Here is a 25,496-nt window from a genome sequence, read left to right as displayed (position 1 = left end):
CGGCCGTCGGCTTCCTCGGGGCGGGAGGAGCCGGCGGCCGCCCGTCCTTTCAGCTCGTGGGGCGGTGCGGCGAGATGCCCCGGATCACTCCCAGGTCCAGCAGGTCCTGGGGCCGGATCCGGAGCCGGTCCGCGGTCGCCCGGACCTCGCCGGCGGGCCGCTTGAGGATCGCGGCCGCCGCCTCCGGAGCGATGACGGAGAAGTAACTGTCCGGCGTGGCCCAGGTGTTGCCGGGAGCGGCCAGCGCCAGCGCACCGCCCGAGCCGCCCTCGCCGATCACCAGCGTGGTGACGGGGGTCCGGGCGCCGGCGACCGCCGCGAACAGGTCCGCGATCGCCGGGCCGGCCCCCTGCCGCTCGGCGTCCGCGTCGTTCGCGGCGCCGGGGGTGTCCACCAGCGTCAGGACCGGGACGCCGAGCCGTCCCGCCATCCGGACCAGCCGGGCGGCCGTGCGGTATCCGGCGGGACGGGTCGGGGTCCCGCGCTGGGCCGCGTACGCGACGGTCCGCCCGTCGTGCGTCCGGCCGAAGCCGCACAGCACGCCGTCGTCGGCGCCGCCGCAGCGGTCGCCGCGGATCGCCGCCCTGCGGGTGAAGTACGCGTCCAGGTAGGCCTCGGCCCGCGGGCGTCCGGCGGCCCGGGCACGCTGCACCGCCTCCCAGCCGGTCGCGGGCGGGCCGGTCGCCTCGCCCAGCGCGGCCGGGACGGGCGCCGCCCCGGCGGAGGGCCGGGTGAGCAGGTCCAGCCACAGGGCGAGCGCCTCCCGCAGTCCGTCCGCCGGCACGAGGGCGTCGGCCGAGCCCGCCGCGACCTGCGCCTCGGCCGTGTACGCGGCCGGGTCCGCGTCGGGCGGGCGGACCCGGGAGCCCGCGAAGGCGACCTGGGCGCCCGGCAGCGCCAGGGTCACGTCGGCGCCCGCGCCGAGCGTGGCCCAGCCGCCGCCCGTCGTCGGGTCCCGCAGGACCGCGATCTGGGCGAGCCCCGCCTCCCGGGTGAGCGCCGACTGCCGCGCCACCCGCTGGAGCTGGGTCAGCGCGAGCATGCCCTCCTGCATCCGGCTGCCGCCCGTGGCGACGAGCGAGACGACGGGCAGCCGGTGCGTACGGGCGTGGTCGTAGGCGGCCTCCAGACGGTCACCCGTGCGTTCGCCGAGGGAACCGCCGAGGAAGCCGAACTCGAAGGCGACGAGGACCGCGGTGACCGGACCGAGCGGATCCCTGCCGTCGATCGTCGTGCCGAAACTCGCCGTCCCGAAGGTCGCGGTGCCGCAGACGACGGACTCCTCCTCCCCGGTGCGGGCGGCCGCGCGGGCCCGCGCCTCGCCGTACCCCTTCCAGGAGAGCGGACCGTCCGGCGGGAACTCCCCTTCGGGCACGGGGAGTTCGGCGAAGCTGTCGGTGACCAGGGCGATGGCCTCGCGGGCCGAGATCCGTTCAGTCACGCGGCAGCTCCCGCTTCAGGACCTTGCCCATGTCGTTGCGGGGCAGATCCTCGATGAAGCGCACGGTGCGGGGCCGTTTGTGCGGGGCCAGGCGCCGGGCCACGTGGTCGGCCAACTCCTCGGCGGACGGCGGCTCCTGGGGTTCGGACGGGACGATCCAGGCGGCGACGCGCTCACCGAGGTCGGCGTCGGGCTCTCCGGCGACGGCGGCCTCGCGCACCCCGGGGTGTTCGAGGAGCGCGTTCTCGATCTCGCCCGCGCCGATCTTGTAACCGCCGCTCTTGATCAGGTCGGTGCTCTTGCGGCCGACGATACGGACCGAGCCGTCGGGATCGACGACCGCCATGTCGCCCGTGCGGAACCAGCCGTCGGCGGTGTGGGCGGCGGCGGTGGCGTCGGGCCGGTTCAGGTACTCGGTGAAGAGGTTCGGCCCGCGCACCTGGATCTCGCCGACGCTCTCGCCGTCGTGCGCCCCGGCCGGGGTGCCGTCGGCCTCGTACCAGGCGATCGCCGTCCCGTCCTCCTCGACGAGCCGCAGCCCGACACCGGGCAGCGGCACGCCGACCGTGCCGGGGCGGACCTCGCCGTCCGCCCGGACGCTCGTGTTCATCAGGGTCTCCGTCATGCCGTACCGCTCGACGACCCCGCGGCCGGTCGCGGCCCTGATCCGCTCGTGGTCGTGCGGGGGCAGCGCGGCCGAGCCCGACACCAGCAGCCGCGCCCCGGCCAGCGCCTTGGCGAGGGCGGGGTCCTCGCCGAGGGCCTCGGCGAGCCGGTGGTACATCGTCGGCACCCCGAACAGCATGGTCGCCCCGGAGTCCAGCTCCCGCGCCACGCCCTCGGCGCTGAACCGGCCCAGATGCCGTACGGACCCGCCGCGCCGCAGCGGGCCCAGGACGCCGAGGATCAGCCCGTGCACGTGGAACAGCGGCAGGGCGTGCACCAGTACGTCGTCACCGGTCCATTGCCAGGCGTCGGCCAGGGCGTCCAGGGTCGCGGCGATCGCCCGGCGCGGGACGACCGCGCCCTTGGGCGGACCGGTGGTGCCGGAGGTGTAGACGACCAGGGCGGGGGCGGAGGGATCGGCGACCGTCCCGGCGGGCGCGGCGGAGCCGGGGGTCCCCGCGGCCCCGGAGGCCGCTTCCTCCGCCTCCGCCGCGGTCCCGGCGTCGACGTCGACACGGTCCAGCGCCCCGAGCGGAGCGGGAAGCCGGTCCCCCCGCGCCGCGAGCACCAGGGACGGCGCGCTGTCGCCCAGGATGTGGCCGAGTTCCGCCTCCCCGGACTTCGGGTTCAGCGGTACGGCCGGCACCCCGGCGAGCAGCGCGGCGACGACACCGACGGCCGTCTCCAGGGTCGGCGTCGCCCAGACGGCGACCCTCCCGGGCCCGTCGAGCCGTGCGGCCAGCGCTCCCGCGCGGGCGGCCAGTTCCGCGTACGTCAGGGACCGGTCGCCGAAGCGGAGCGCGGACCTGTCCGCGACCGAACCGCCCACCAGGGCCGGGAAGAGGGAGAACACGAGGACTCCTTGCCGAGAGGACTTCACCGGGAGGGACAGGCTCTTCCTACACGATGCCGCTTTCGGACCGGTCGGTCGGCCGTCTGTTCGCGCCGAGGACGTGGAGGGGGAGCGCGGGCGTCGTGAGGATCGTTCCGAAACCGGGAACGATCGATCGGTAACCGTGGCGTGGACGGACCCGGACACGTAGTGTCGGCCTCGCGTCACAACTTGATGAATCAACTGCCGGGAGACCTTTGGTGAGTCAGTCCCCGCCGCCCCTTCTCGAGACACTCGAACGCCCTGTCCCCGTCCGGGAGTGCGTGCGGGGCCCGCGCGAGGCGTCCCTCGCGAAGAGCGGGAGGCGGCCCGCCCTCCAGCACGTCCTGGACGGCGGGGAGGCGGAGCGATGACGACGAAGCCGTCCGGTTCCGTCGGAAGGCTCATGGCGGCGCTGCGTCCGCGTGGCGCCCGCTCCGAGATGCGGGCACTGGCGGCGGAGCTCGACCGGGTGCTGCGGAGAAGGATTGACACACCCGTCGGCCTGAGGGAACTGGCCGAGGCGCTCTGCGAGGAGATGGGCCGGCGCCGGGGCGGCCGTCCGGTCCAGCTCCGCTTCGAGCGTTTCCCCGACGAGATCGAAGTCACCGGTCTGTGGATGGAGTTCAGCGACTTCGACCTCGTCGTCGTCGAGGAGCGCGCCGATACGGTGCAGCAACTCGTCATCCTCGGACACGAGTTGTGGCACATGAAGGAAGGCCATCGCGACCATCACGCGGACGGCGCCACGGCCGTCGCGCGGGCGGCCCTCTCGGACCGTCCCGGCTGGCGCGATCCCGGGGAGCGGGCGCCGTTCCGGCAGGAGACGGCCAGCGCCGTCGCCGCGCGCGACGGATCACGCCAGGCCGACGAGGCCCGGGCCGAGGCCTTCGGTCTGCAACTGGCGAGCGTCTTCCGGTCCTGGGTGACCGGCCCCGGCGACAACGCCCCGGCCGACCCGGTCGGCCGCGCCATCGAGACCTCCCTCGGCTACCGCAGACCCCGGGAGCGGCCCACGCGCCCGGCGTCGGCCGTGGCGGCCGCGAACGACCCGCGCGGGACCGGGGCCGACCGCGGGCCGAAGGGCTGACCCCGGAACCGGCGGGCGACAGGGCCGCCTTGCGGGCGACGACGGGAATGTGACGACAGGGCCTAGCCGAACCGGTGTCCGGCCGGACCGTCCGCCTCGACCACGTCCGCCACCACACAGCTGACGTTGTCCGGCCCGCCGGCGTCGTTCGCGGCGGCGACCAGGGACCGGACGGCCGCGTCGGGGTCGGGGGCGGCGGCGAGGAGCCGCTCGATCCCCTCGTCGGGCACGACGGTGGACAGACCGTCCGAGCAGAGCAGATAGCGGTCGCCCGGCTGCACGTCGTGCAGCCGCAGATCCGCCACGGGGGCGGCGGTGCCCAGCGCCTTGAGCAGGAGGGAGCGCTGCGGATGCGTCGCCGCCTCCTCCGGGGTCAGACGCCCCTCGTCGATCATCGACTGGACCACCGTGTGGTCGTGGGTGATCCGGAACAGTCCGCCCTCGCGGAGCACATAGGCCCGCGAGTCCCCGATGTGGACGAGCGCGAGCTGGGAGCCCGTCCACACCAGGGCGGTGAGCGTGCTGCCGGTCGCGTCCGCCTCCGCCGTGCCGGGGCCCTGTGCCAGGTCCAGCACGGCCCGCGCCGCGCCGTCCACGGCGTCCTCCAGCAGGTTCAGGACGCCCCCGGCCGGCAGCGGCTCGTCGTCCAGGAGGGCGAGCGCCCCCACCGCCGCCGTGCTCGCGGGCGCCCCGCCCGGCCCGCAGCCGTCGGCGACGGCGAGGACACGGGCCCCCGCGTGGACGCTGTCCTGGTTCGCCGCACGGACCAGACCGGTGTCGGACAGGGCGGAGTAACGGAGTTCCAGCATGCGGGTTTCCTCTTCTCGCGACGGTGACAGATGGTCCACGAGGAACGCCGCCAGATCCCGGCGGGCGGCCGTCTCGGCCTCGACCCCGGCCCAGTACGCGCCGATCTCCCGCGCGGCCGGGCCCGGGTCCAGGGCGCACACCAGCCGGATCCGGGCGAGCGGCATACCGAGCCGCCGCAGCCACGCCACCAGCCGGGCCTGTTCGAGCTGGCCGGCCGCGTAGTAGCGGTATCCGGTGTCGGGGTCCACCCGGGCGGGACGCAGCAGGTCCAGCTCGTCGTAGAGCCGCAGGGCCTTGGGCGACAGCCGGGAGGCCTTCGCGAAGGCCCCGATCGTCAGCATGTCCACGCGTCCACCCCGTCGTTCTCCCGCCCAGGCCATACCGCTCCTTGTTCCCGTTCCTCGTCGTGCCCTCGATGCTGGGCCCTGCCCCTCGGTGAAGGTCAAGAGCGGCCCCGCCGGGGGAGGCGTCCCTCGGTTGTTAGCCTGCGGCGGGCTGTCCGGCGACGGCGCACCAGCGGGGTGCGTCCGGGACCGGACCCCCGGTGCCGCGCGCCGGCGCCGTACGAGGAGGGAGTCCGTCGTGGCCCGTATCGCGCTCGTCACCTACGACCCGGGCGAGGAGCCCGGCGCGGACCGGGACCTGCCGGTGCTGAGGAAGGCACTGGAGACCGCCGGGGCCTTCGCCGAGATCGTGCACTGGGACGATCCCGGGGCCGACTGGGCGGCCTACGACCTCGCGCTGATCCGCTCGACCTGGGACTACAGCCTACGGGTGGCGGAGTTCGTGCAGTGGGCCGAGCGCTGCGCGGGGCTCACCCGGCTGATGAATCCGGCGCCGGTCGTGCGCTGGAACACGGACAAGCGGTACCTCGGGGACCTGGCGGACGCGGGGGTGCCGGTCGTGCCGACCCGGTACGTCGCGCCGGGGGACCCGGTCGAACTGCCCGGCGGGCACGAGTTCGTCGTGAAGCCCACCGCGGGGGCCGGGGCGCGCTACGCCGCCCGGTACACGCCCGAGGAGCGGGAGACGGCCCTCGGGCAGCTCGCGCGGATGCACGCCGAGGGGCTGACCGCCATGGTCCAGCCGTACGTGACGGCCGTCGACACCCGGGGCGAGCGGGCGCTCCAGTTCTTCGGCGGACGGCTGCTGCACGCCAGCCGCAAGGGCGCCGTGCTGGAGCCGGGGACGCCCTACGACGGGGACAAGATCCCCCATCCGCGACTGGAGGTGTGGGAGCCCACCGCGTCCGAACTGGCCGTCGCCGAAAAGGCCCTGGCCGCCGTGCCGGGAGGCGCGGACGGCGTGCTCTACGCCCGGGTCGACCTCGTCGACGGCGACGACGGCGAGCCCCGGGTGATGGAGCTGGAGCTCGTCGAGCCGAACTTCTTCCTGTGGCTCCACCCCGGGTCGCTGCCCGTCGTCGTGGACCGGATCGTCGAGGCCGCCGCCCGCTGAGGCCGCCACCCGCCGAGGCTGCCACCCGCCGAGGCTGCCACCCGCCGAGGACGCGTCCCGCGGCACGCCGGTCCCGTTCCCGGAACTACCGGCCGGGGTCCCCGGCGCGCTCCGGCACGGGTCCCCTGACGCCCACCCGTTGCAGCAGCCCCCAGGTGAACTCCGCCGCGCACGCGTGCGGCACGCCCGACGCGTCGGGAGCCGTGAACGCCAGACCCCACCGGGTCGGGGCCGTGCCCTCCAGGGGCCGGGCGGGGGCGAAGGCGCGGGCCACCTCGTCGACCGTGCAGCACCAGGGGGTCAGGTCCTCCAGGGTCTCCAGCGCCGGGGCGGGGGCGCCCGGGGCCCGTACGAGCCATTCGTTCCAGACGGCGCCGTCCGGGGCGAGCAGGACCTCGAAGCGCAGGTCGGGCCAGAGCGGCACCGGCCATTGCAGGGCCTCGCAGGTCAGATCGCCGATCCGGCGCCCGCGCGCGGACTCGGGGGCGCCGAGGACCGAGCGGTGGCGCGAGGCGGCGGGGCGTGCGCGCGGGGCGTGCAGCATCGCCTGCCAGCGCCGGTTGGCCTCGCGCATGTCCGCGACGGACACTCCCAGTTCGTGACGGGCGTCCTCGACCAGGTCCGGGTTGTGGTCGGCCATGCGGCGCAGCAGGACCAGCTGGAAGTCGAGCGGGGTGAAGGGGGTGGAGGGGCGTTCGGCCGGCATGGGGTCCATGGTCGCGCACGGACCCCCGCCGGTACGGGCCGCTCGAACCATTGCCCGCTCCAGAACGAATGACTAGCCTGTGTTCGTCATCCCGATCGTCTGTTGAAATTTCGAACAAAAGAGAGGGGGCCGGCTGTGGGACGCCTCGTACCTGCCGTGACCCGGGCTCTGGACATACTGGAGCTCTTTCTCGACGGGGACGGGACTCTCTCCGCCCCCGACATCGTGCGCAGGCTCCAGCTCCCGCGCACGACCGTGCACGAACTGGTGACCACGCTCGCCGCCCGGTCGTACATCGTGCAGGTGCCCGGCCAGCCGGGACGCTACCGGCTGGGCGTGCGCCCGTACCAGCTCGGCAGCCGCTACGCCGAGCAGCTCGACCTCGCGGCCGAGGGCCAGCAGGTCGCCCGTTCCGTCGCCGAGACCTGCGACGAGACCGTGCACGTGGCGATCCTCGAAGGCACCGACGTCATCTACATCGCGAAGGTCGACTCCACGCACGCGGTGCGCATGGTCTCGGCGGCCGGCCGCCGCCTCCCCGCGCACTGCACCTCCGTCGGCAAGATGCTGCTCGCCTCCCTCTCCGAGCCGGAGCTGGCCTCGCGCGTCCCCGACGACGCCGACCTCGTGGCGATGACCCCGAACAGCATCACCGACCCGGGCACCCTGCGCGAGGCCCTCGCCGAGATCCGCCGTCGCGGGATCGCCGTCGAGAGCCGTGAGTCCAACCCGGACGTCAGCTGTGTCGCCGCCCCGGTGCGCGACCGCGCCGGACAGGTCGTCGCCGCGCTGTCGATCTCCGTACCGATGATCCGCTGGAGCGACGAGCGCCGCGCCGAGCTGGAGCAGCTCGCGGTCAAGGGCGCCGCCGAGCTGTCCGAGCGGCTCGGCCACCGGAACGCGCGGTGACCGCCGTCGAGGTCGCGGTCCACGCGCACGCGGCGCTCGGCGAGGGCCCGACCTGGGACGCCCGGGCGGGGCGGATCGTCTGGGTCGACGTCCTCGGTTCCCGGATCCACACCTACGACCCCGCCTCCGGTCGCCGCACGGTGATCGCCACCGAGCAGCACGTGGGCGCGGCCAAGCCCCGCGCGGGCGGCGGACTGGTCGTCAACCTCCGTGACGGCGTGGGCCTCTACGGGCCGTCCGGCTCCGGCGACCCGTTCCGCTGGCTGCACCGGGAGCCCGTGCCCGGCCGGCGCGCCAACGACGCCGCCGTCGCGCCCGACGGCTCGCTGTGGTGCGGAACCATGCGCTACGACGAGGCGCCGGGCGGGGGCACGCTGTCGCGGATCGCCCCCGACGGCACGGTCACCGCGATCCTCGACGACGTGACCGTCAGCAACGGCACCGGCTGGAGCCCCGACGGCCGCCGCGTCTACTACGTCGACTCGCCGACCCGCCGCATCGACGTGTTCGACGTCGGGGAGGACCGGCTGCCCGTCGGCAGGCGCCCGTTCGCCACCGTGGAGGACGGGTTCCCCGACGGTCTGACGGTGGACGCGGAGGGCTGCGTCTGGGTCGCCCTCTGGGACGGCGGAGCGGTCCACCGCTACACACCGGACGGCGCGCTGGACCGGGTGCTCACCCTGCCGGTCCGCCGCCCCACCGCCTGCGCGTTCGGCGGCGCCGGCCTGACCGACCTGTACGTCACCACCGCGCGTACGGGCCTCACGGCACCGCACCCGATGTCCGGCTCCCTGCTCGTCGTCCCCGGCGCGGGCGAGGGCCTGCCGCAGCCGGAGTTCGCCGGCTAGCCGGACGCGCGTGAGTCCCCTCCCGGCCGCCGGGAGGGGACTTCTGTTCTTCGCGCACACCGTCTTTCGCGCACATCTTTTTCGCGCACACCGCTTCGTGCGCGAACCGTTGACGAGCAAGCGCTTCCTGCCTACGGTCGCGTTCGAAGTCGCGATCACTCTCCGACATCTCGAACGGTGGGGCGAGGTGGGGGACGACCCGGCCGGACCGCGGGCGGCTCCCACGAGGCGGACCCACCCCGGACGCCCCGGAAGGACACCATGCGCACCGCCCGCTTCGTCCTCGACCCCGCCTTCACCGTCGGCGAGGTCGACCCCCGTCTCTTCGGTTCCTTCGTCGAGCACCTCGGCCGCTGCGTCTACACCGGCGTCTTCGAACCGGACCACCCGTCGGCCGACGCCGAGGGCCTGCGCACCGACGTGCTGGAGCTCGTCCGCGAGCTCGGTGTCACGGTCGTCCGCTACCCCGGCGGCAACTTCGTCTCCGGCTACGACTGGGAGGACTCGGTGGGCCCCGCCGAGGAGCGGCCCCGCAGGCTGGACCTCGCCTGGCGCTCCACCGAGACCAACCGCTTCGGGCTCGGCGAGTTCATCGGCTTCGTGCGGAAGATCGGCCCGGGGGCCGAGCCGATGATGGCCCTCAACCTCGGCACGCGCGGGGTCGCCGAGGCCCTGGCGCTCCAGGAGTACGCCAACCACCCCTCGGGGACCGCCCGCAGCGACCAGCGGATCGCGCACGGCGACAAGGACCCCTTCGGCATCAGGCTGTGGTGCCTCGGCAACGAGATGGACGGCCCCTGGCAGACCGGCCACAAGACCGCCGAGGAGTACGGACGGCTCGCCGCCGAGACCGCCCGTGCGATGCGGCAGGTCGAGCCCGGCCTCGAACTCGTCGCGTGCGGCTCGTCCGGACAGGGCATGGCGACCTTCGCCGAGTGGGAGGCGACGGTCCTGGCGGAGACGTACGACCTCGTCGACCACATCTCCCTGCACGCCTACTACGAGGAGACCGACGGCGACCGGGACTCCTTCCTCGCCTCCGCCGTCGACACCGAGTCGTTCATCGAGAACGTGGTCGCGACCTGCGACCACGTGGGCGCCCGGCTGAAGTCCACGAAGAAGATCAGTCTCTCCTTCGACGAGTGGAACGTCTGGTACCAGAGCCGTCCGAACCCGCACCCGGTCGAGGACTGGCAGGAGGCCCCGCGCCTGCTGGAGGACGTCTACACCGTCACGGACGCGGTCGTGTCCGGCTCGCTCCTCATCGCGCTGCTGCGGCACGCGGACCGGGTGGCCGTCGCCTGCCTCGCCCAGCTCGTCAACGTCATCGCGCCGATCATGACCGAACCCGGCGGCCCGGCCTGGCGGCAGACGACGTTCCACCCGTTCGCGCAGGCCTCGGCACACGGGCGGGGGCGGGTCCTCGACGTCCGGGTGGACTCGCCGACGTACACGACCCGCAAGTACGGCGAGGTGGACCTGCTGCACGCCACCGCGGTACGCGCCGGGGACGGCTCGGTCACCGTCTTCGCCGTCAACCGCAGCCGGACCGAGCCGCTGCCGCTGGAGGTCGCCCTGGGCCGGACGGGCCTGACGGCGGTCGTCGAGCACAGCGCGCTCGCCGACGCCGATCCGGACGCCGTCAACAACCTGCACGACCAGGACCGGGTCACCCCGCACCCGGTCGAGGGGACCATGCTCCGGGACGGCACGCTCACCGCCGTCCTGGAACCGCTGTCCTGGAACATGATCCGGCTCGCCTAGACCCTCTACGCACTCCCGGGGCCAGGGCCGGGGCCGGGGGAGGGGACCGGGGTCACCGGTACTCCTCCGGCCGCGCTGCCCAGCAGCGTCAGCTCCACCCGGCCGGGGCCGGCGGGCGTGGTCCCGTCGGACAGCACCGCGAGGGCCAGTGTGTTGTGCCCCCGTGTGCGCAGCACCCCGTTGGGCAGGACGAACGTGTGCTGCGGGCCCACGTCGTTGATGTACTGGCCCATGTTCCAGCCGTTCAGGAAGATCTGGACGCGATAGGCGCGGGCCGGATCGTCCGTGAGGGTGAGCCCGATCGACGCGTCCGTGCCGCTGTCCACGGCGAGCCGGAAGCCGGTGCGGTACCAGGTGACCCCCTGGCGCCGCTCGGCGCGCGGGAAGGCGGCGGGCCTCCAGTCGCCGTCCGCGAAGCCCGGCAGGTGCCAGCCGTGCCGTTCCCCGTGCAGGCCTCCGGTGTTGAGCGGTCCGCGCACCGGGTCGGGGGCCGCCGCGCCCCGGATGCGCCAGCGGACCGCGGGCGCGGCCCCGGTGAAGGTGACGGCCGTCAGCCCCCGGGCCGCCTTGTGCGTGTCGTCGGCCTTGCCGTCCTCGTCGCGCTGCATCGGCCGGACCAGGACGGACAGCACGTGGGAGCGACCCTCGCGCGGCCGGACGGGGAAGGTGGCGGTGGCCGCCCAGGTCCCCTTGCGCACGGTCTTCTTGTCCGGGACCGGCATCCGGTGGGTGCCCAGCGGCTCACCGTCCAGCCAGGCCATCAACAGCCCCTGGGTTCCCGCGACATAGGTCAGGGACACGGAGTCCGCGCCGCCCGCGTCCGCGAAGTGCCCCCGGTACCAGACGTCCCCGTAGTGGAAGCCGTAGTCGTCGGCGAACAGCACGGGCTGTCCGGCGGGTACCGGCGTGACGCTGTACGAGGTCGTCCTGTCGGTCACCCGCCACGCGGAGTCGTCGTGACCGGCGGCCGACTCGGGATCGCCCTCGGCCCGGCGCCAGCCGGTCAGGGCGGGCAGCCGCACCGGGCCCACGCCGGCCAGCGGCCGCTCGGCCAGCAGGCTCCCGGAGGGGGTGGCGCGGGACTTCGACGCGCGGTCGTTCCAGACGAGTTCGCTCATTCCGCGCGGCCCCCACACCTCCAGGTCCGCCGCCCCCGTCGTGTCGCCGGTGAGGTGCGCGGCCGGGCCGCGCAGGACGGCCGTGCGCAGCAGCGCGGGGCCGCGCACCAGCACCGGACCCGACGGGGTGTCGTGGCGCCACAGCAGCCGGGAGCTCTCGTCGTCGGCGAACAGCAGCAGGAGGGGTGCCGTGACCCCGCCGTCCTCCACCCGGACCCTGGTGATGCCGCCGAGCACGGCGTCGACGCGCAGGACCCCGTCCTCGTAGCGGTACCCGGCCTCCCCGTCCAGCACGGTGACCCTGGGTTCGCTCGTGGCCTCCAGCCAGGTTCGGGTCGGCTCGCCCGCCCGGCCCGTGAACACGGCGATGTCCTGCCGTCCGGCGGTCAGCCACAGCATCGGCTGGGCGGTGGATCCGCTCAGTCTGCGCCGCCCCAGGGCGATCCCGGCGGCGAGCAGTCGCGCGTCGAGGCCCGGCACCGGCACCTCGGCGCGTGCTCCGCCGAGCGTCACGGTGGCGACGGCCTCGGCGGGCGTGTCGTTGCGCAGCACCTGGAAGCGCGCGCCGGTGTCGGGATTGACCAGGTGGTACGCCTTGATGCCGGGGCCCGCCTCCGTGCTCTCGCCGGGGGGCGGGTCGGCGCGGTCGAGTCTGGCCAGGTCGGGCACCGACTGCAGCAGCCGGCCGATCTGCCGCATCGGGACGAGCTTGCCGGTCGGCTGCCGCGCCTCGTCGATGGCGGCCCCGTAGTCGTACGACGTGTAGACGATCGGCGCGGGCAGCCAGCCCCAGGAGGTGCCGCCGAAGGTCATGTAGACGTTGTGGACCGTGATGCCGTTGGCGAGGTTGGTGAGGTAGAAGCGCCGCTCGTAGGCCGCGTCCCGGGTGCGGCGGGACTCGGCGTATCCGAGGCCGTCGAACTCCGCCCCGCCCCAGGGGTCGAACCAGCCGCCGCCGAACTCGGGGATGAACCCCGGGGTGTCCGGGCTGGCGGTCGAGCCGCCCTTGATGCCGCCGGGGCCGAAGTACCCCCAGTCCGGAGGCGTCCTGAAGGGCGAGGGATAGCCGTCGAAGCCGTAGAGGTAACGCCCGTGCTCGCCGCCGGTGTCGAAGGTGCCGGGGGCCCAGTGGCCGTTCCTGCCCTTATCGTTGTGGAAGAGGGGGACGTCGATGCCGTCGGAGCGCACCTTGGCGTACAGGTGCGCCATGTAGTCGCGGCCCGCGGGCTCGTCGACATGGTCGGCGTACTCGTTCTCCAGCTGGTACAGGACGATCGTGCCGCCGCCGTCGGTGTGGAGGTGGCGGACGGCGATGCGGTCGACGGCGGTCAGCCACTGGTCGACGTGCTTCAGATAGGTGGGGTCGGAGGTGCGGGCCACTCCCGCGGTGGCCGTCAGCCAGCCGGGGAAGCCGCCCGCGTCGACCTCGGCGTTGATGTACGGGCCGGGGCGCAGGATGACGTACAGCCCGGTCTCGGCGGCGGTGCGCAGGAACAGGTCGAGGTCGCGGACCCCGGTGAAGTCGTGCTGCCCGGGGGCGGGGGAGTGATAGTTCCACGCGACGTAGATGCTGACGGCGTTGTAGCCGTGCGCGCGCATCTTCTGCAGGACGTCCCGCCACAGGGAGGGGCTCGGCAGCCGGAACGGGTGGAACTCGCCCGACCAGATCACCAGGCGCCTGCCGTCGATCAGCATCGAGTGGCGGTCGAAGCCGACCGTGTGCTTCCTGCCGTCGGCGGCGGGCGGCGCGGGCGCGGGTCCGGTGGGTGCGAGGGGCGCCCTTCCGGCCGCGCACGCCTCGTCGCTCCCGCTGCCGCTCAGTGAGAGGCCGAGGGCGGCGGTGCCGGCGAGTGCGCTGAAGGTACGTCTGCTCAACACCATGCGGGTTCTCCCGGGGGACGGCGACGAGGGATCCCCCCGTTCGGTCCGAGCCCGGGGAGCGGGGGAGATGCGGCCATTGTCCACATGTGCAGGTCATTCGATGGTCGTACGACGATCCCGGCGCGGGGGATTACGCGGTATGGGCGCGGCCGGGGCGGCCCGCGGGTTCGCGGACCGCCCCGGTCTCCGTGGGGGGAGGGACGGGATCAGCTCGTCTCGACGCCGAGCGTGAGGGTGCCGGTGTAGCCGGCGGAGGCGGTGCTGCCGAGGGCCGTCAGGGTCAGGAGGCCCGAGGAGGCGCCTCCGCCGTCGTAGATGGAGTCCTGGGCGAGGGTGGTGCGGGTGACCTTGTTGGTGGAGTACGGGGACACCTTGGCCATCGCCGTGGTGATCGTCTCGTTGAAGAAGAGCTGGCCGGTGTGGAGTTCCCGGCCGCCGGTGAAGGAGCCGTCGGAGGTGAGGGTGACGCCGGTGTGCACCTTGACGTGGATGTGCACGCAGCGGCCCCGGTACCAGCCGGGGTAGACGGTGGTGATGTTCGCGACGCCGGACGCACCGGTCAGCACGCCGCCGCGCAGGAACGTGCCGTCGTCCGGTTCGCTGTGGCCGTTGTTGCCGACGAAGCCGGAGTACTCGCCGAGCGCGTCGCAGTGCCAGATCTCCACGAGGGCGTTGCCGATCGCCGCGCAGGTGGAGTCGTCGACGACGGTGAGGGCCAGCTTGAGGGGGGCGCCGGCCTTGCCCTCGGTGACGTCGGAGCGGACGAGCTGGCCGTCGAGGTAGTAGGGGCCCTCGGTCATCTCCTTGGTGAGGGTGCAGACGGCCGCGGCGGCGGGAGCCGCGTCGGCGAGGCCGGTGGCGGGGGTGGGCGAGGGGGCCACGGGGGCCGCCGCGGCCACGGCCAGTGCCGCGGCGGAGGCGCCCGTGGCGATCAGTACGGTCCGGCGCCCGACGGGGGCCTCGGACGTGTCTTCCGTGGGGGTGTCTGTCATGGACACGGCACCGTAGGGGCGGATGCTGTCGGTGGGCTGTCAGTTCCGCAAAGTGACGGCCCGTCAAGCTCCTTGTCGGACACGTCGCCGGGCCGCCGGCCGCGCGGAGCGCGAGGGGGCGGGGCACGAAAGAGGCGGAGACGCCGGCGGCTCGGTCCGCTCGGCGCTCCGCCGTGGGGTCCGGCGCGGGGTGCCCGGCGCCGGAGAGACAGGGAGTGGTCCTCGGGCGCCGGGCGGGGATACCGCTGCCCCTGCACGCGCCTTCGGCCGTGGACGGCTCCCCGCGGCCGGCCCGTGGGGGGACCGGCCACGCGGAGATCCCGCCCGGCCCGTGGGGAGGCCGACCGGGCGGGGACCCGCCCGGTGGTGTGAGAGGCCCTAACCGGCCTGGTTGTACAGCATGGCGCCGACGGCGCCCCAGCCGCCGCCGTTGCTCGACGACTGGGGTGGGGGAGGTTCGGGCTGCGTCCTGCCGCGGACCTGGGCCGCCGTCAGGCCGCCCTGCGCGCCCATGGAGGCCGCGCCCGCCATGCCGGGCATGCCGGTCTGGGCGGCCGGCTGGAGACCCGGCGACTGGGCCGGGGCCTGCATGGCCGCGGGCGGCATCTGGGCCGGCATCCCGCCGGGTCCCTGGGGGGCGGCCGGCCAGCCGGAGGGCCCCGGGGAGGGGTAGGCCTGGGCCGCGGCGGGCTGCGGGGCGGAATAACCCGGGGCCTGGGCGGGCTGCTGGGCCGGGTAGGGCGAAGCCGCGGCGGGACGCGGCTGCTGCGGGACGGAGGGCAGACTGGGCTGCGGGGCGGCGGCCGCCACCGGCTGGGGCGCCGGGGCGGGCTGTCCGGGCCAGGCGTTCGCCTGCGCGGCCAGTCCCTGCACACCCGCTCCGTTGGTCGAGCCGACGAGACGGTCCACCATGGCCGTGCCCGAGCCGTAACCGGTCCCGTTGCTCAGCTCGGGTACGGCGGCCTCCTTCCTGGACCCGCCGTAGAGCACCTGCTCCAGGCCCGCCACCAGGCGGCGCACATCCGTCTGAGGACGTACCACGAGTCTCAGGAAGCGGCTGGACGAGCCGACCTTGTTGCCGCACTCGCGGACCAGGATGCGGTGCTCGGTGAGCAGTCGGTCCCGGACCACGGTGCCCTCGGCGCCGACGGGAAGACGGACGAACAGGAAGTTGCCCTGCGAGGGGTAGATCGTCAGACCGGGCAGCGCGGAGAGCTGGCGGGCCATGTCGAGCCGGTCGCGGCGGACCATGTGCAGGCTCTCCATGTATTCCTTGCCGTGGTTCTTGAGCATGAACACCACGGTCTCCGCGAAGGAGTTGAGGTTCCACTTCGGCAGCATCGAGCGGACCTTGCCCGCGAGCGAGGGGTTGGCGACCATGTAGCCGAAACGGATGCCGTGCAGGCCGAAGTTCTTGCCGAGGCTGCGCAGCACGATGACGTTCGGTCTCATGACCGCGTCCTCGACCACGCTGGGCTCCGACTCGGCGTCGGCGAACTCCAGGAAGGACTCGTCGATGACGATCAGGTCCAAGTCGGCCAGCGCGTCCATGAACTGGATGACCGACTGGCGCGGCAGGAAGCCGCCGTCGGGGTTGTTCGGGTTGCAGATGACGGCGACCTTGGTGCCGCGCGAGCGGATGAACTTGGCGTACGCGGCGAGGTCGAGCGCGAAGCCGTTGGACTCCTGGAGCGGGAACATGTCGACCCGCTTGCCGGTCTCCATCGGCTGGTCGGTCCAGCGGCCGAACGTGGGGACGGGTATCGCGAGGGACTCACGGACCAGCAAGTGGTCGATCCAGGTGATGAGTTCGGTCGAGCCGTTGCCCATCGCGACGCACTGCGGCGGAAGCTGGAGCAGCGAGCACAGCTCGCTGGTGATCGTGTCGGCGCTGCTCGGGTAGTAGGTGATGATCTCGCGCAGCCGGCTCGCGAGTTCGTCGAACATCGCGGGGGTGGGGAAGTAGGGGTTGCAGGGGATGCAGAAGTCAACCGGGCCGGCTCCGTCGCCCTCCCGCGTCAGTGCGGCCATCGACGGGCTGTGCGCCGCGGTGCCGCGAAAGAGCGAGGTGACATTGCCGGCCATGGAACCTCCGTATAGGGCGAGCCCGCTGGGGAGGACGGGCCCCCGTTATCTGGGTGGCCCGCGCGGGGGAGCACGGGCCGCCCTCTGATACGGATACGGACGAGGCGCTGTTCAATCGTCGTGTGATCGTGCGGATTTTGTGAACCGGCTGTGAGGTCCGGTCACCTGCCGAACGAGTGGACCGTGCTGGTCCGGTAGGTCTGCCCCGGCCGCAGCACCGTCGAGGGGAACGACGGGTGGTTCGGGGAGTCCGGGAAGTGCTGCGTCTCCAGGCACAGGGCGTCGCCCTGGCGGTAGATGTGACCGCCGGTGCCGACCAGGGTGCCGTCCAGGAAGTTGCCCGAGTAGAACTGCAGGCCCGGTTCGGTCGTCGCGATCCGCAGGGTGCGGCCGGAGGACGGGTCGCGGAGCGTGGCGACGTGCTCGGGCCGCGCCGTGACGCCCTTGTCGAGGACCCAGTTGTGGTCGATGCCCTTGCCGTACAGGAGCTGCTGGTGGGCCACCCGGATGTCCCGGCCGACGGTCTTGGTCCGGCGGAAGTCGAAGGGGGTGCCGGCGACCTTCGCCAGTTCCCCGGTGGGGATCAGGCCCGAGTCGACGGGGGTGTAGCGGGAGGCCGCGATCTCGAGTTCGTGGTCGTAGACCGAGCCGCTGCCCTCACCGGCGAGGTTCCAGTACACATGGCTGGTGAGGTTGACGACGGTGGCCCTGTCGGTGGTGGCCTCGTAGTCGATGCGCCAGTCGCCGTGCCGGGTCAGGGTGTAGGTGACCTTCACCCGGAGGGTGCCGGGGTAGCCCATCTCGCCGTCGACGCTGGTGTAGTGCAGGACGAGTCCCACGTCGGAGCCCGAGGCGAAGCCCTCCACGTCCCAGACCCGCTTGTCGAAGCCCTTGGCGCCGCCGTGCAGGCTGTTGACGCCGTCGTTGACGGAGAGCTGGTGGTTCTTGCCGTCGAGGGTGAACTGCCCCTTGCCGATGCGGTTGCCGTACCGGCCGATCAGGGCACCGAAGTACGGGCTGGAGGCGACGTAGGAGTCGAGGTCGCCGAAGCCCAGCGAGACGTTGCGGTACCTGCCGTGCCGGTCGGGGATCTCCAGGGACTGGACGATCCCGCCGTAGGACAGGACCCTCAGCCGCGTCCCGCCGTTCTCCAGCGACCACCGGTGGACCTTCGTCCCGTCGGCGAGCCTGCCGAAGAGTTCCCTCACGGGCTTCTTCCCGCCCGCCGCGTGCGCCGTTCCGACGGTGGCCGCGGTCAACCCCGCTGCCGCCGCTGCGATGACCGTACGTCTGCTCGTTTCCATTTCGCGGCTCCTGCCCCATGGAGAGGGGCCCCGCCTTCCGGCGGGGCCCCAGCTGACTTACGAACCGACCTTGCGCTTGTTCCACACGTCGAACCCGACCGCGGCCAGCAGGGCCAGGCCCTTGATGACCTGTTGCCAGTCGGTGCCGACACTGAGGAGGTTCATGCCGTTGTTCAGCACGCCGAGGACCAGGCCGCCGATGATCGCGCCGAGGACGGTACCGACACCGCCGCTCATGGACGCGCCGCCGATGAACGACGAGGCGATGGCTTCCAGCTCGAAGTTCAGGCCGGCCTTCGGAGAGGCCGCGTTCAGGCGGGCGGCTACCACCAGACCCGCCAGGGCCGCGAGCATGCCCATGTTCAGGAAGACATAGAAGGTGACCTTCTTGTCCTTGACGCCCGACAGCTTCGCCGCCGGGAGGTTGCCGCCGATCGCGTAGATGTGGCGGCCGAAGACGGCGTTGCGCATGACGTAGCCGTAACCGACGACCAGCGCGCCGAGGATCAGCAGCACGATCGGCGCGCCCTTGTAGCTGGCGAGCATCAGCGTGACGGTGAGCACCGCGGCGACCAGCGCCACCAGCTTGAGCAGGAACAGCTTGGCCGGCAGCACGTCCAGCGAGAACTCCTGCTGGCGCTTGCGGTCACGGACCTCCTGCAGGACCACGAAGGCGATCACCGCGAGGCCGAGCAGCAGGGTGATGTTGTGGTAGTTCGTGGTCGGGCCGACCTCGGGGAGGAAGCCGTTGCCCACCTTCTGCAGGCCGTCCGGGAACGGGCCGAGGGTCTGCCCCTCGAGCAGGATCTCGGTCAGACCGCGGAAGACCAGCATCCCGGCGAGGGTGACGATGAAGGACGGTATGCCGAGATAGGCGATCATGAATCCCTGGACCGAGCCCGCCACGGCGCCCACCACCAGGCACAGCAGCAGGGCGAGCGGCCACGCCATCCGGTGTTCCACCATCAGCACGGCCGCGAACGACCCCACGAACGCCGTCAGCGAGCCGACCGACAGGTCGATGTGGCCCGCGATGATCACCAGCATCATGCCGATCGCGAGGATCAGGATGTAGCTGTTCTGCAGGACGAGGTTGGAGACGTTGCGCGGCAGCAGGAGCTGGCCGTCGGTCCAGATCGCGAAGAGGACGACGATCAGGCCGAGCGCGAGCAGCATGCCGTACTGGCGCATGTTCTGCCGCAGACCGCCGAGCATCAGCCGCAGCAGGTTCTCGCCGGTGTCGCCGCTCCCGTCCTTGCCCGGTGGCGCCTCGGCCGGGATGTTGGTCACATCGGTGCTCATCGCGTTACCTCTTTGTCCTTCGTCATCTGCCGCATCAGCACTTCCTGGGTGGCCTCGGCCCGTGAGAACTCACCGGTCAGCCGCCCGGCGGCCATGGTGTAGATGCGGTCGCACATACCGAGCAGTTCGGGCAGCTCGGAGGAGATGAAGATGATCGCCTTGCCCTCGGCGGCCAGTTTGTCGATGACCGTGTAGATCTCGAACTTGGCGCCCACGTCGATGCCGCGGGTCGGCTCGTCCAGGATGAGCACGTCCGGACCCGCGAAGATCCACTTGCTGAGGACGACCTTCTGCTGGTTGCCGCCGGACAGCTTGCCCACCGGCTCGAAGACGGTCGGCGCCTTGATGTTCATCGACGTGCGGTAGCCCTCGGCGACCTGGCGTTCCGCGTGCTCGTCGACGATCCCGCGCCTGGACACCTTGCCGAGCGCGGACAGCGAGATGTTGCGGTTGATCGTGTCGATGAGGTTGAGGCCGTAGTGCTTGCGGTCCTCGGTGACGTACGCGATCCCGTGGTCGACGGCCTCCGCGACCGTCCTCGTACGGATCTCCTCGCCGTCCTTGAGGACCGTGCCGCCCGCGTGCCTGCCGTAGGTCCGGCCGAAGACGCTCATCGCGAGTTCGGTGCGGCCGGCGCCCATGAGGCCGGCGATGCCGACGATCTCCCCGCGCCGCGCGTGGACCGACACGTCGTCGACGACCTTGCGCTGCTGGTCGATCGGGTGGTGCACGGTCCAGTCGCGGATCTCCAGCGCGGGAGCCGCCCCCTCCTCCGCGTGGTGCGGGGTGCGCTCGGGGAAGCGGTGGTCGAGGTCCCGGCCGACCATTCCGCTGATGATCCGGTCCTCGGTCGTCTCCGGCGCCTTCACGTCGAGCGTCTCGATGGTCCGGCCGTCCCGCAGGATCGTCACCGAGTCGGCGACCTTGCGGATCTCGTTGAGCTTGTGGGAGATGATGATCGAGGTGATGCCCTGCTTCTTCAGCTCCAGGATCAGGTCCAGGAGCTTGTCGCTGTCCTCGTCGTTGAGCGCCGCGGTCGGCTCGTCGAGGATGAGCAGCTTCACCTTCTTCGAGAGCGCCTTGGCGATCTCCACGAGCTGCTGCTTGCCCACGCCGATGTCGGCGACGCGGGTCTCGGGGTGGTCGTTCAGGCCCACCCGCCGCAGCAGCTCGGTGGCGTGACGCAGCGTCAGGTTCCAGTTGATGAACCCGCGCTTGGCGTGCTCGTTGCCGAGGAAGATGTTCTCCGCGAGGGAGAGGTAGGGCGACAGCGCCAGTTCCTGGTGGATGATGACGATGCCGTGGTGCTCGCTCGCCCGGATGTCCTTGAAGCGGCAGACCTCTCCCTCGAAGAGGATCTCGCCCTCGTAACTGCCGTGGGGGTGGACGCCGGAGAGCACCTTCATCAAGGTGGACTTGCCGGCGCCGTTCTCACCGCAGATGGCGTGGACCTCGCCCTGCTGGACGGTCAGGGTGACGTCCGACAGCGCCTTGACGCCGGGAAAGGTCTTGACGATCGAGCGCATTTCCAGGACGGGTCCCGCCATGGTCGTGCCTTCCAATCCGTAAGGTTCGACGCTTACTTGAGCTGGTCCGCCGTGTAGTAGCCACCGTCGACCAGGACCGACTGGTAGTTGGACTTGTCGACGCTCACCGGCTGGAGCAGGTAGGCGGGAACGACCTTCGCGCCGTTGTCGTACGTCTTGGTGTCGTTGGTCTCCGGCTTCTTGCCCTTGAGGACCGAGTCGACCATCGTCGAAGCGATCTTGGCCAGCTCGCGGGTGTCCTTGTAGACGGTCTGCGTCTGCTCGCCCGCGATGATCGACTTCACCGACGCCAGCTCGGCGTCCTGACCCGTGAGGACCGGCAGCGGCTTGCTCTTGGAGCCGTAGTCGTCCGACTTCAGCGCCGACAGGATGCCGATGGAGATGCCGTCGTACGGGGAGAGGACCGCGTCGACCTTCTTGCTGGAGTACGACTTGGTGAGGATGTCGTCCATGCGCTTCTGGGCGGTGGCGCCGTCCCAGCGCAGGGTGGTGACCTGGTTGAGCGCGGTCTGGCCGGACCGGACGACGAGCTGCTTCTTGTCGATGTAGGGCTGCAGCACCTTCATCGCGCCGCCGAAGAAGTACTTCGTGTTGTTGTCGTCGTTCGAGCCGGCGAAGAGCTCGATGTTGAACGGGCCCTTCTTGGAGCCGTCCGCGAGGCCGAGCTTCTGCAGGATGTAGTTGCCCTGGAGCTCGCCGACCTTCGAGTTGTCGAAGGACGCGTAGTAGTCGACGTTCTTCGAGCCGAGGATGAGACGGTCGTAGGCGATGACCGGGATGTCGGCGTCGGCGGCCTGCTGGAGCACGTTGTTCAGCGACTTGTTGTCGATGGCCGCCACGATCAGCGCCTTGACGCCCTGCGTGATCAGGTTCTCGATCTGCGAGACCTGCTGGTCCGGGTCGTCCTCGCCGTAGACCAGCTTGGTCTTGTAGCCCTTGGCCTGGAGGTTCTTGACGACGTTGTTGCCGTCGGCGATCCAGCGCTCGGACGACTTGGTCGGCATCGCGATGCCGATCGTCCCGCCCTTGCTGCTGCCCTTGTCCTCCTTGCTGCCGCCTTCGCCACTCTGGCCGCAGGCGGTGAGGGCGAGGGCGAGGGAGGCGGCTCCGGCTATGGCGGCGAGTGCGGCTCTGCGGTTACGCATGATCATCATCCTTGATGTCTGGGACCGGGCTGGATCTCACGGAGCTGGATGTTCCGGGAGCGTTGCGGGTGAGGCTGAGAAGGTGTGTTGGATTGTGCGCGACTGTGTCTGCTTGTGTGAAGGGGGTTTGTGCGAACGTTATGAGGGAGTGTCGAACCGCGAGAGCGCCCCGGGCAGACGGGAGCCGAGCGGGGCCATGTCGCCGCCCGCTCCGTGGCGTGCCAGCAGGTCGAGGGCGAGACGGCCGCGCCGCACCCTTTCCCGGGCCGTGCTCAGGGTCAGGTCCCGCAGATGGTGTCCGTACGGGTAGATCCCGGGGGACTTGGACAGTCCGAACTTCAGGTAGAGCGGTGCGCCGCGCCGGATCAGCTCGGCGACCTCGTACATCCGGACATATCCACCGAGATCGTCGGGGGCCTCGATGTACATGTCCATGGGGGCGGCGGAGACCCGCCGGATCTCGGTGAGGTGATCGAGCGTCAGATCGCTCGGCACGTTCAGCGAGTCGGCGCCGAGGTTCTCGTACACGGCGTACGAGGCCGGGTTGACCGGACCGATCAGCGCCGAGACCTTGAAGGTCGTGTCGGCCGGGATGATCCCGGCGACCCGTGCCCGGTGCAGCGTCCACAGCACGCCCTCGTCGGCGACGAGCAGGCACTTGACGCCCAGTTCCGTCGCCCGGACGGCGTCCTCGACACAGCCGGCCACCGCGTCGTGGCCGCGGGCCCGCAGCCCCGCGCCGCGCGAGTCGGTGCGCGTCGAGGCGCCGATGTCCCAGGTGCCGCGCGGGCCGGTGAACAGGCAGAGTTCGATGTCGCGCTCACCGGTGGCCTCGACCATCTCGGTGATCTCGCTGTCGGTCAGCATCCAGACACCGCTGCCCTGGCTGATCCGGTGGATCGGCACGTCGAGCCGCGAGGCCTCCTTGAGGACCACGGCGAGCGCCTCGGGACCCTCCACGGAGGGGACCTCGGTGCGCCAGCGGCCGCCTCCGGGGAAGGTGTGCGGCGAGGCGTCGTCGGGGGAGAGGGCGGGCGCGGCCAGGCCGAGTGCGGCCAGTGCGGGCTCGCCGGGGCGACGGGGCGCCGTGGGAGGGGCGTCGGTCACAAGCTGTCCTTCATTGTTCGGTATTTCGGGCATGGTTCGCGACGCTGGGCGTGCGAAGCCTGGGGTGTACGCCGGTACGGGGCCGTCAGGGAGCCCCGCACCGGCGTACGGCTCGGGCGGTCAGGGCTTCAGCAGGACCTTGCCGACCTTCGGATCGCCGGAACCCACCAGTTCGATGGCCTCCGGGAACGCGGCGAGCGGCAGTTCGTGCGTCACCAGCGGGGACGGGTCCAGCAGACCCGCTCCGAAGACCCGCACCGTGTGCGCCCAGGCCTCCGGCGGCGCCCCGAACACGGTGTGCACCTCCAGCTGCCGTACGACGAGATCGGTCGGGTCGAGGCCCTCGGCACCCGGCGCCGGGATCCCGGTGAGGACCAGGCGCCCGCCGCGCCGCAGCAGGGAGGCGGCGGTGCGCGCGGCGGACGCGGACCCGGCGGTCTCGACGACGACGTCGAAGTCGTCGGGGAGCTCCTGGTCCCTGGTGCGGAAGTCGGTGGCGCCGAACTCCTTCGACAGCGCGGCCCGGTCCGGGCGCGTGCCCACCACGAGGAGCTCGGCCGGGGAACCGGCCTTCAGGAACTGCACGGCGAACATCCCGAGCGTCCCGGTGCCCACCACGGCCACGCGCTCACCGGGCCGCGCGTTCGCCTTGAGCGCGGCGGCCGCGATGCAGGCGGCCGGCTCCAGCAGGGCGGCGGCGCTCAGGTCGGCGTCGTCGGGCAGGACGTGCAGCAGCCGGGCCGGCAGGGTCAGCGTGCCCGCCATGGCGCCGGGCACGGTGAAACCCGTCTCCTCGTACCCGGCCGTGCACAACGTCGTCTCGCCCGCGTGGCAGCGGTCGCAGACCTGGCAGTTGCGGAAGCCCTCGCCGACGACCTTGCGGCCGACGAGCGACGCCGGGACACCGGCGCCGACCTCCTCGACGGTCCCGGACCACTCGTGTCCCGGGGTCAGGGGATAGCGGACGTACCCCTCGGGCCGGTTGCCCTGGTAGACCTCGCGGTCGCTGCCGCAGATGCCGACCGCGTGCACCCGTACGAGCGCCTCGCCCGCCGCCGGGCGGACCGGCTCGTGCGGGACCAGCCGGTGTTCGCCCGGACCCTGGACGACGACCGCGGTGCTCACTGCGTCCCCTTGGGCTTGCGCTGCTCCCAGCCGTCGGCCCACAGGTCGAACCGGGCCTGCTGCTGCGGGAACTCCGCCGCCGCGTCGACGTCCAGCTCGACGCCGAGGCCCGGCGCGTGGGACAGCTCGAAGTAGCCGTCCACGACCTGCGGGGCGCCCTTGACGACCTTCTTGATCTCCGCGTCGGCGAAGTCGTTGAAGTGCTCCAGGATCTTGAAGTTCGGCGAGGTGAAGCCGACCTGGAGGGAGGCGGCGGTCAGGACCGGTCCGCCGACGTTGTGCGGCGCCACCAGCATGTAGTGGGTCTCGGCGGTCGCGGCGAGCTTGCGGGTCTCCCAGATGCCGCCGATGTGGCCGACGTCGGGCTGGATGATGTCGACCGCCTGGCTCTCGAAGAGCTCGCGGAACTCGATGCGGTCGTGGATCCGCTCGCCGGTGGCGAGGGGCATGTCCACCTTGGCGGCGACCTTCTCCAGTGCCTTGAGGTTCTCCGGCGGTACCGGCTCCTCCAGCCACGCGGGCTTGAAGGGCGCGAGCTCCCGGGCGAGGCGGACGGCGGTGGACGGCGAGAAGCGGCCGTGCATCTCCAGCATCAGCTCGGTCTCGGGCCCGATCGCGTCGCGCACCGCCTCGATGAGCGAGACCGAGTACAGCGTGGCCTCGTGGTCGAGTTCGAAGTGCCCGGTGCCGAAGGGGTCGATCTTGAGGGCCTTGTAGCCCCGCGCGACGACCTCCTGGGCGGCCTTGTGGTAGGCCTCCGGGGTCCGCTCGGTGGTGTACCAGCCGTTGGCGTAGGCCTTGACCCGGTCGGTGACCTTGCCGCCGAGGAGCTGCCAGACCGGTACCCCGAGCGCCTTGCCCTTGATGTCCCAGCAGGCCATCTCGATCACCGCGATGCCGGACATCACGATCTCGCCGGCGCGCCCGTAGTCGCCGTACTTCATCCGGCGGACCAGGTCCTCGACCGCGAACGGGTCGGAGCCGAGGATGTGGTTGGCCTGCGCCTCGTGCAGATAGCCGATCAGTGCGTCGGTGTGGCCCAGCATGCGGGTCTCGCCGACCCCGGTGATGCCCTCGTCGGTGTGCACCTGGACGTAGGTCAGGTTCCGCCAGGGTGTCCCGACCACGTGTGTGGTGATTCCCGTGATGCGCACGGCAGATGCCCCCTGTGCTTTCAACTCTGTTCGAAATTTCGTCACACGTTCGAAATGCTGGCGTGACAGTAAGGACGCCGCACGGGGGGTGTCAATGGGTCGCGCGCATAACGGCTCCGACGTGTTCCGACGTGATGGGCGCAGGATGGCGGGGGATCTTCGGGGGTGGCGGT

The 25,496-nt window shown here is 72.0% G+C and carries 19 protein-coding genes; 5 read left to right on the top strand and 14 right to left on the bottom strand.

The genetic code is table 11. From position 1 onward, the window contains the following. Window positions 1–49: 49 nt before the first annotated feature. Both ACICHK_RS13925 and ACICHK_RS13920 read right to left on the bottom strand, forming a co-directional pair. Window positions 50–1,441 (bottom strand): carboxyl transferase domain-containing protein, encoded by a 1,392-nt coding sequence (locus ACICHK_RS13925; RefSeq protein WP_406837148.1) that lies wholly within the window; start codon window positions 1,439–1,441, stop codon window positions 50–52. Further along, window positions 1,434–2,960: an acyl-CoA synthetase gene (locus ACICHK_RS13920; RefSeq protein ID WP_406837147.1), complete on the bottom strand. Its 1,527-nt coding sequence runs from the start codon at window positions 2,958–2,960 to the stop codon at window positions 1,434–1,436. Before ACICHK_RS13920 ends, ACICHK_RS13925 begins: the two co-directional genes overlap by 8 nt. A 388-nt stretch (window positions 2,961–3,348) precedes the next feature. On the opposite strand from ACICHK_RS13920, the gene ACICHK_RS13915 reads away from it, so the two are divergent. Then, complete coding sequence (locus ACICHK_RS13915; protein WP_406837146.1) at window positions 3,349–4,068, top strand: toxin-antitoxin system, toxin component; 720 nt, start codon at window positions 3,349–3,351, stop codon at window positions 4,066–4,068. Window positions 4,069–4,130: 62 nt separating this feature from the next. On the opposite strand, the gene ACICHK_RS13910 is transcribed toward ACICHK_RS13915, so the two are convergent. Further along, window positions 4,131–5,219 (bottom strand): MerR family transcriptional regulator, encoded by a 1,089-nt coding sequence (locus ACICHK_RS13910; RefSeq protein WP_406837145.1) that lies wholly within the window; start codon window positions 5,217–5,219, stop codon window positions 4,131–4,133. A 241-nt stretch (window positions 5,220–5,460) separates the two neighbouring features. On the opposite strand from ACICHK_RS13910, the gene ACICHK_RS13905 reads away from it, so the two are divergent. After that, a complete protein-coding gene (locus ACICHK_RS13905; RefSeq protein ID WP_406837144.1) occupies window positions 5,461–6,336 on the top strand; it encodes a RimK family alpha-L-glutamate ligase in 876 nt (291 codons plus the stop codon). Window positions 6,337–6,421: 85 nt separating this feature from the next. On the opposite strand, the gene ACICHK_RS13900 is transcribed toward ACICHK_RS13905, so the two are convergent. Then, window positions 6,422–7,051: a hypothetical protein gene (locus ACICHK_RS13900; protein WP_406837143.1), complete on the bottom strand. Its 630-nt coding sequence runs from the start codon at window positions 7,049–7,051 to the stop codon at window positions 6,422–6,424. 126 nt (window positions 7,052–7,177) lie between these two features. Between ACICHK_RS13900 and ACICHK_RS13895 the strand changes: the two genes are divergently transcribed. From ACICHK_RS13895 to ACICHK_RS13885, 3 genes are all read left to right on the top strand, one after another. Then, the gene (locus tag ACICHK_RS13895) at window positions 7,178–7,951 is read left to right on the top strand and encodes an IclR family transcriptional regulator (RefSeq protein WP_406837142.1); all 774 of its coding nucleotides are present in this window, start codon (window positions 7,178–7,180) and stop codon (window positions 7,949–7,951) included. Then, window positions 7,948–8,799 (top strand): SMP-30/gluconolactonase/LRE family protein, encoded by an 852-nt coding sequence (locus ACICHK_RS13890; RefSeq protein ID WP_406837141.1) that lies wholly within the window; start codon window positions 7,948–7,950, stop codon window positions 8,797–8,799. Before ACICHK_RS13895 ends, ACICHK_RS13890 begins: the two co-directional genes overlap by 4 nt. Before the next feature lie 261 nt (window positions 8,800–9,060). Beyond that, entirely contained in the window at window positions 9,061–10,563 is a 1,503-nt protein-coding gene (locus ACICHK_RS13885; protein WP_406837140.1) for an alpha-N-arabinofuranosidase, read from the top strand. A gap of 5 nt (window positions 10,564–10,568) precedes the next feature. On the opposite strand, the gene ACICHK_RS13880 is transcribed toward ACICHK_RS13885, so the two are convergent. The 10 genes from ACICHK_RS13880 to ACICHK_RS13835 all read right to left on the bottom strand — a co-directional run bounded on the left by ACICHK_RS13880 (window position 10,569) and on the right by ACICHK_RS13835 (window position 25,323). Next, window positions 10,569–13,562: a beta-galactosidase gene (locus ACICHK_RS13880; RefSeq protein ID WP_406837139.1), complete on the bottom strand. Its 2,994-nt coding sequence runs from the start codon at window positions 13,560–13,562 to the stop codon at window positions 10,569–10,571. A gap of 206 nt (window positions 13,563–13,768) precedes the next feature. Next, window positions 13,769–14,554, bottom strand: coding sequence for an intradiol ring-cleavage dioxygenase (locus ACICHK_RS13875; protein ID WP_406837138.1), 786 nt, complete (start codon window positions 14,552–14,554; stop codon window positions 13,769–13,771). A 378-nt stretch (window positions 14,555–14,932) separates the two neighbouring features. Continuing rightward, complete coding sequence (locus ACICHK_RS13870; protein ID WP_406837137.1) at window positions 14,933–16,639, bottom strand: aminotransferase class I/II-fold pyridoxal phosphate-dependent enzyme; 1,707 nt, start codon at window positions 16,637–16,639, stop codon at window positions 14,933–14,935. A gap of 161 nt (window positions 16,640–16,800) precedes the next feature. Further along, the gene (locus ACICHK_RS13865) at window positions 16,801–17,943 is read right to left on the bottom strand and encodes an aldose epimerase family protein (RefSeq protein ID WP_406837136.1); all 1,143 of its coding nucleotides are present in this window, start codon (window positions 17,941–17,943) and stop codon (window positions 16,801–16,803) included. Window positions 17,944–18,000: 57 nt separating this feature from the next. After that, on the bottom strand, window positions 18,001–19,245 hold the full coding sequence (mmsB, locus tag ACICHK_RS13860) for a multiple monosaccharide ABC transporter permease (RefSeq protein ID WP_151468158.1): 1,245 nt from the start codon (window positions 19,243–19,245) through the stop codon (window positions 18,001–18,003). Beyond that, window positions 19,242–20,792: a multiple monosaccharide ABC transporter ATP-binding protein gene (gene mmsA, locus ACICHK_RS13855; protein WP_151468159.1), complete on the bottom strand. Its 1,551-nt coding sequence runs from the start codon at window positions 20,790–20,792 to the stop codon at window positions 19,242–19,244. Before mmsA ends, mmsB begins: the two co-directional genes overlap by 4 nt. Window positions 20,793–20,824: 32 nt before the next feature. Further along, window positions 20,825–21,937, bottom strand: a complete 1,113-nt coding sequence (gene chvE / locus ACICHK_RS13850; protein ID WP_406837135.1) for a multiple monosaccharide ABC transporter substrate-binding protein — start codon at window positions 21,935–21,937, stop codon at window positions 20,825–20,827. A gap of 138 nt (window positions 21,938–22,075) precedes the next feature. Further along, window positions 22,076–23,044: a hypothetical protein gene (locus ACICHK_RS13845; protein ID WP_406837134.1), complete on the bottom strand. Its 969-nt coding sequence runs from the start codon at window positions 23,042–23,044 to the stop codon at window positions 22,076–22,078. A gap of 120 nt (window positions 23,045–23,164) precedes the next feature. Further along, on the bottom strand, window positions 23,165–24,169 hold the full coding sequence (locus ACICHK_RS13840) for a zinc-binding dehydrogenase (RefSeq protein ID WP_406837133.1): 1,005 nt from the start codon (window positions 24,167–24,169) through the stop codon (window positions 23,165–23,167). Further along, window positions 24,166–25,323, bottom strand: a complete 1,158-nt coding sequence (locus ACICHK_RS13835) for a mandelate racemase/muconate lactonizing enzyme family protein (RefSeq protein ID WP_406837132.1) — start codon at window positions 25,321–25,323, stop codon at window positions 24,166–24,168. The genes ACICHK_RS13840 and ACICHK_RS13835 overlap by 4 nt, the downstream gene beginning before the upstream one ends. Window positions 25,324–25,496: the final 173 nt, after the last annotated feature.

Source organism: Streptomyces sp. AHU1, assembly GCF_045343905.1.
Classification (GTDB): domain Bacteria; phylum Actinomycetota; class Actinomycetes; order Streptomycetales; family Streptomycetaceae; genus Streptomyces; species Streptomyces triticiradicis.
The sequence above is the reverse complement of the archived record's forward strand: the minus strand, read 5'-3'. Positions and strand labels throughout refer to the sequence as shown.

Coding starts and splice junctions, on each gene's coding strand:
- mmsA (WP_151468159.1), bottom strand. CDS start 20,792: ATGGCGGGACCCGTCCTGGAAATGCGCTCGATCGTCAAGACCTTTCCC.
- mmsB (WP_151468158.1), bottom strand. CDS start 19,245: ATGAGCACCGATGTGACCAACATCCCGGCCGAGGCGCCACCGGGCAAG.
- ACICHK_RS13870 (WP_406837137.1), bottom strand. CDS start 16,639: ATGGCCGGCAATGTCACCTCGCTCTTTCGCGGCACCGCGGCGCACAGC.
- ACICHK_RS13900 (WP_406837143.1), bottom strand. CDS start 7,051: ATGGACCCCATGCCGGCCGAACGCCCCTCCACCCCCTTCACCCCGCTC.
- chvE (WP_406837135.1), bottom strand. CDS start 21,937: ATGCGTAACCGCAGAGCCGCACTCGCCGCCATAGCCGGAGCCGCCTCC.
- ACICHK_RS13915 (WP_406837146.1), top strand. CDS start 3,349: ATGACGACGAAGCCGTCCGGTTCCGTCGGAAGGCTCATGGCGGCGCTG.
- ACICHK_RS13880 (WP_406837139.1), bottom strand. CDS start 13,562: ATGGTGTTGAGCAGACGTACCTTCAGCGCACTCGCCGGCACCGCCGCC.
- ACICHK_RS13885 (WP_406837140.1), top strand. CDS start 9,061: ATGCGCACCGCCCGCTTCGTCCTCGACCCCGCCTTCACCGTCGGCGAG.
- ACICHK_RS13875 (WP_406837138.1), bottom strand. CDS start 14,554: ATGACAGACACCCCCACGGAAGACACGTCCGAGGCCCCCGTCGGGCGC.
- ACICHK_RS13910 (WP_406837145.1), bottom strand. CDS start 5,219: ATGCTGACGATCGGGGCCTTCGCGAAGGCCTCCCGGCTGTCGCCCAAG.
- ACICHK_RS13865 (WP_406837136.1), bottom strand. CDS start 17,943: ATGGAAACGAGCAGACGTACGGTCATCGCAGCGGCGGCAGCGGGGTTG.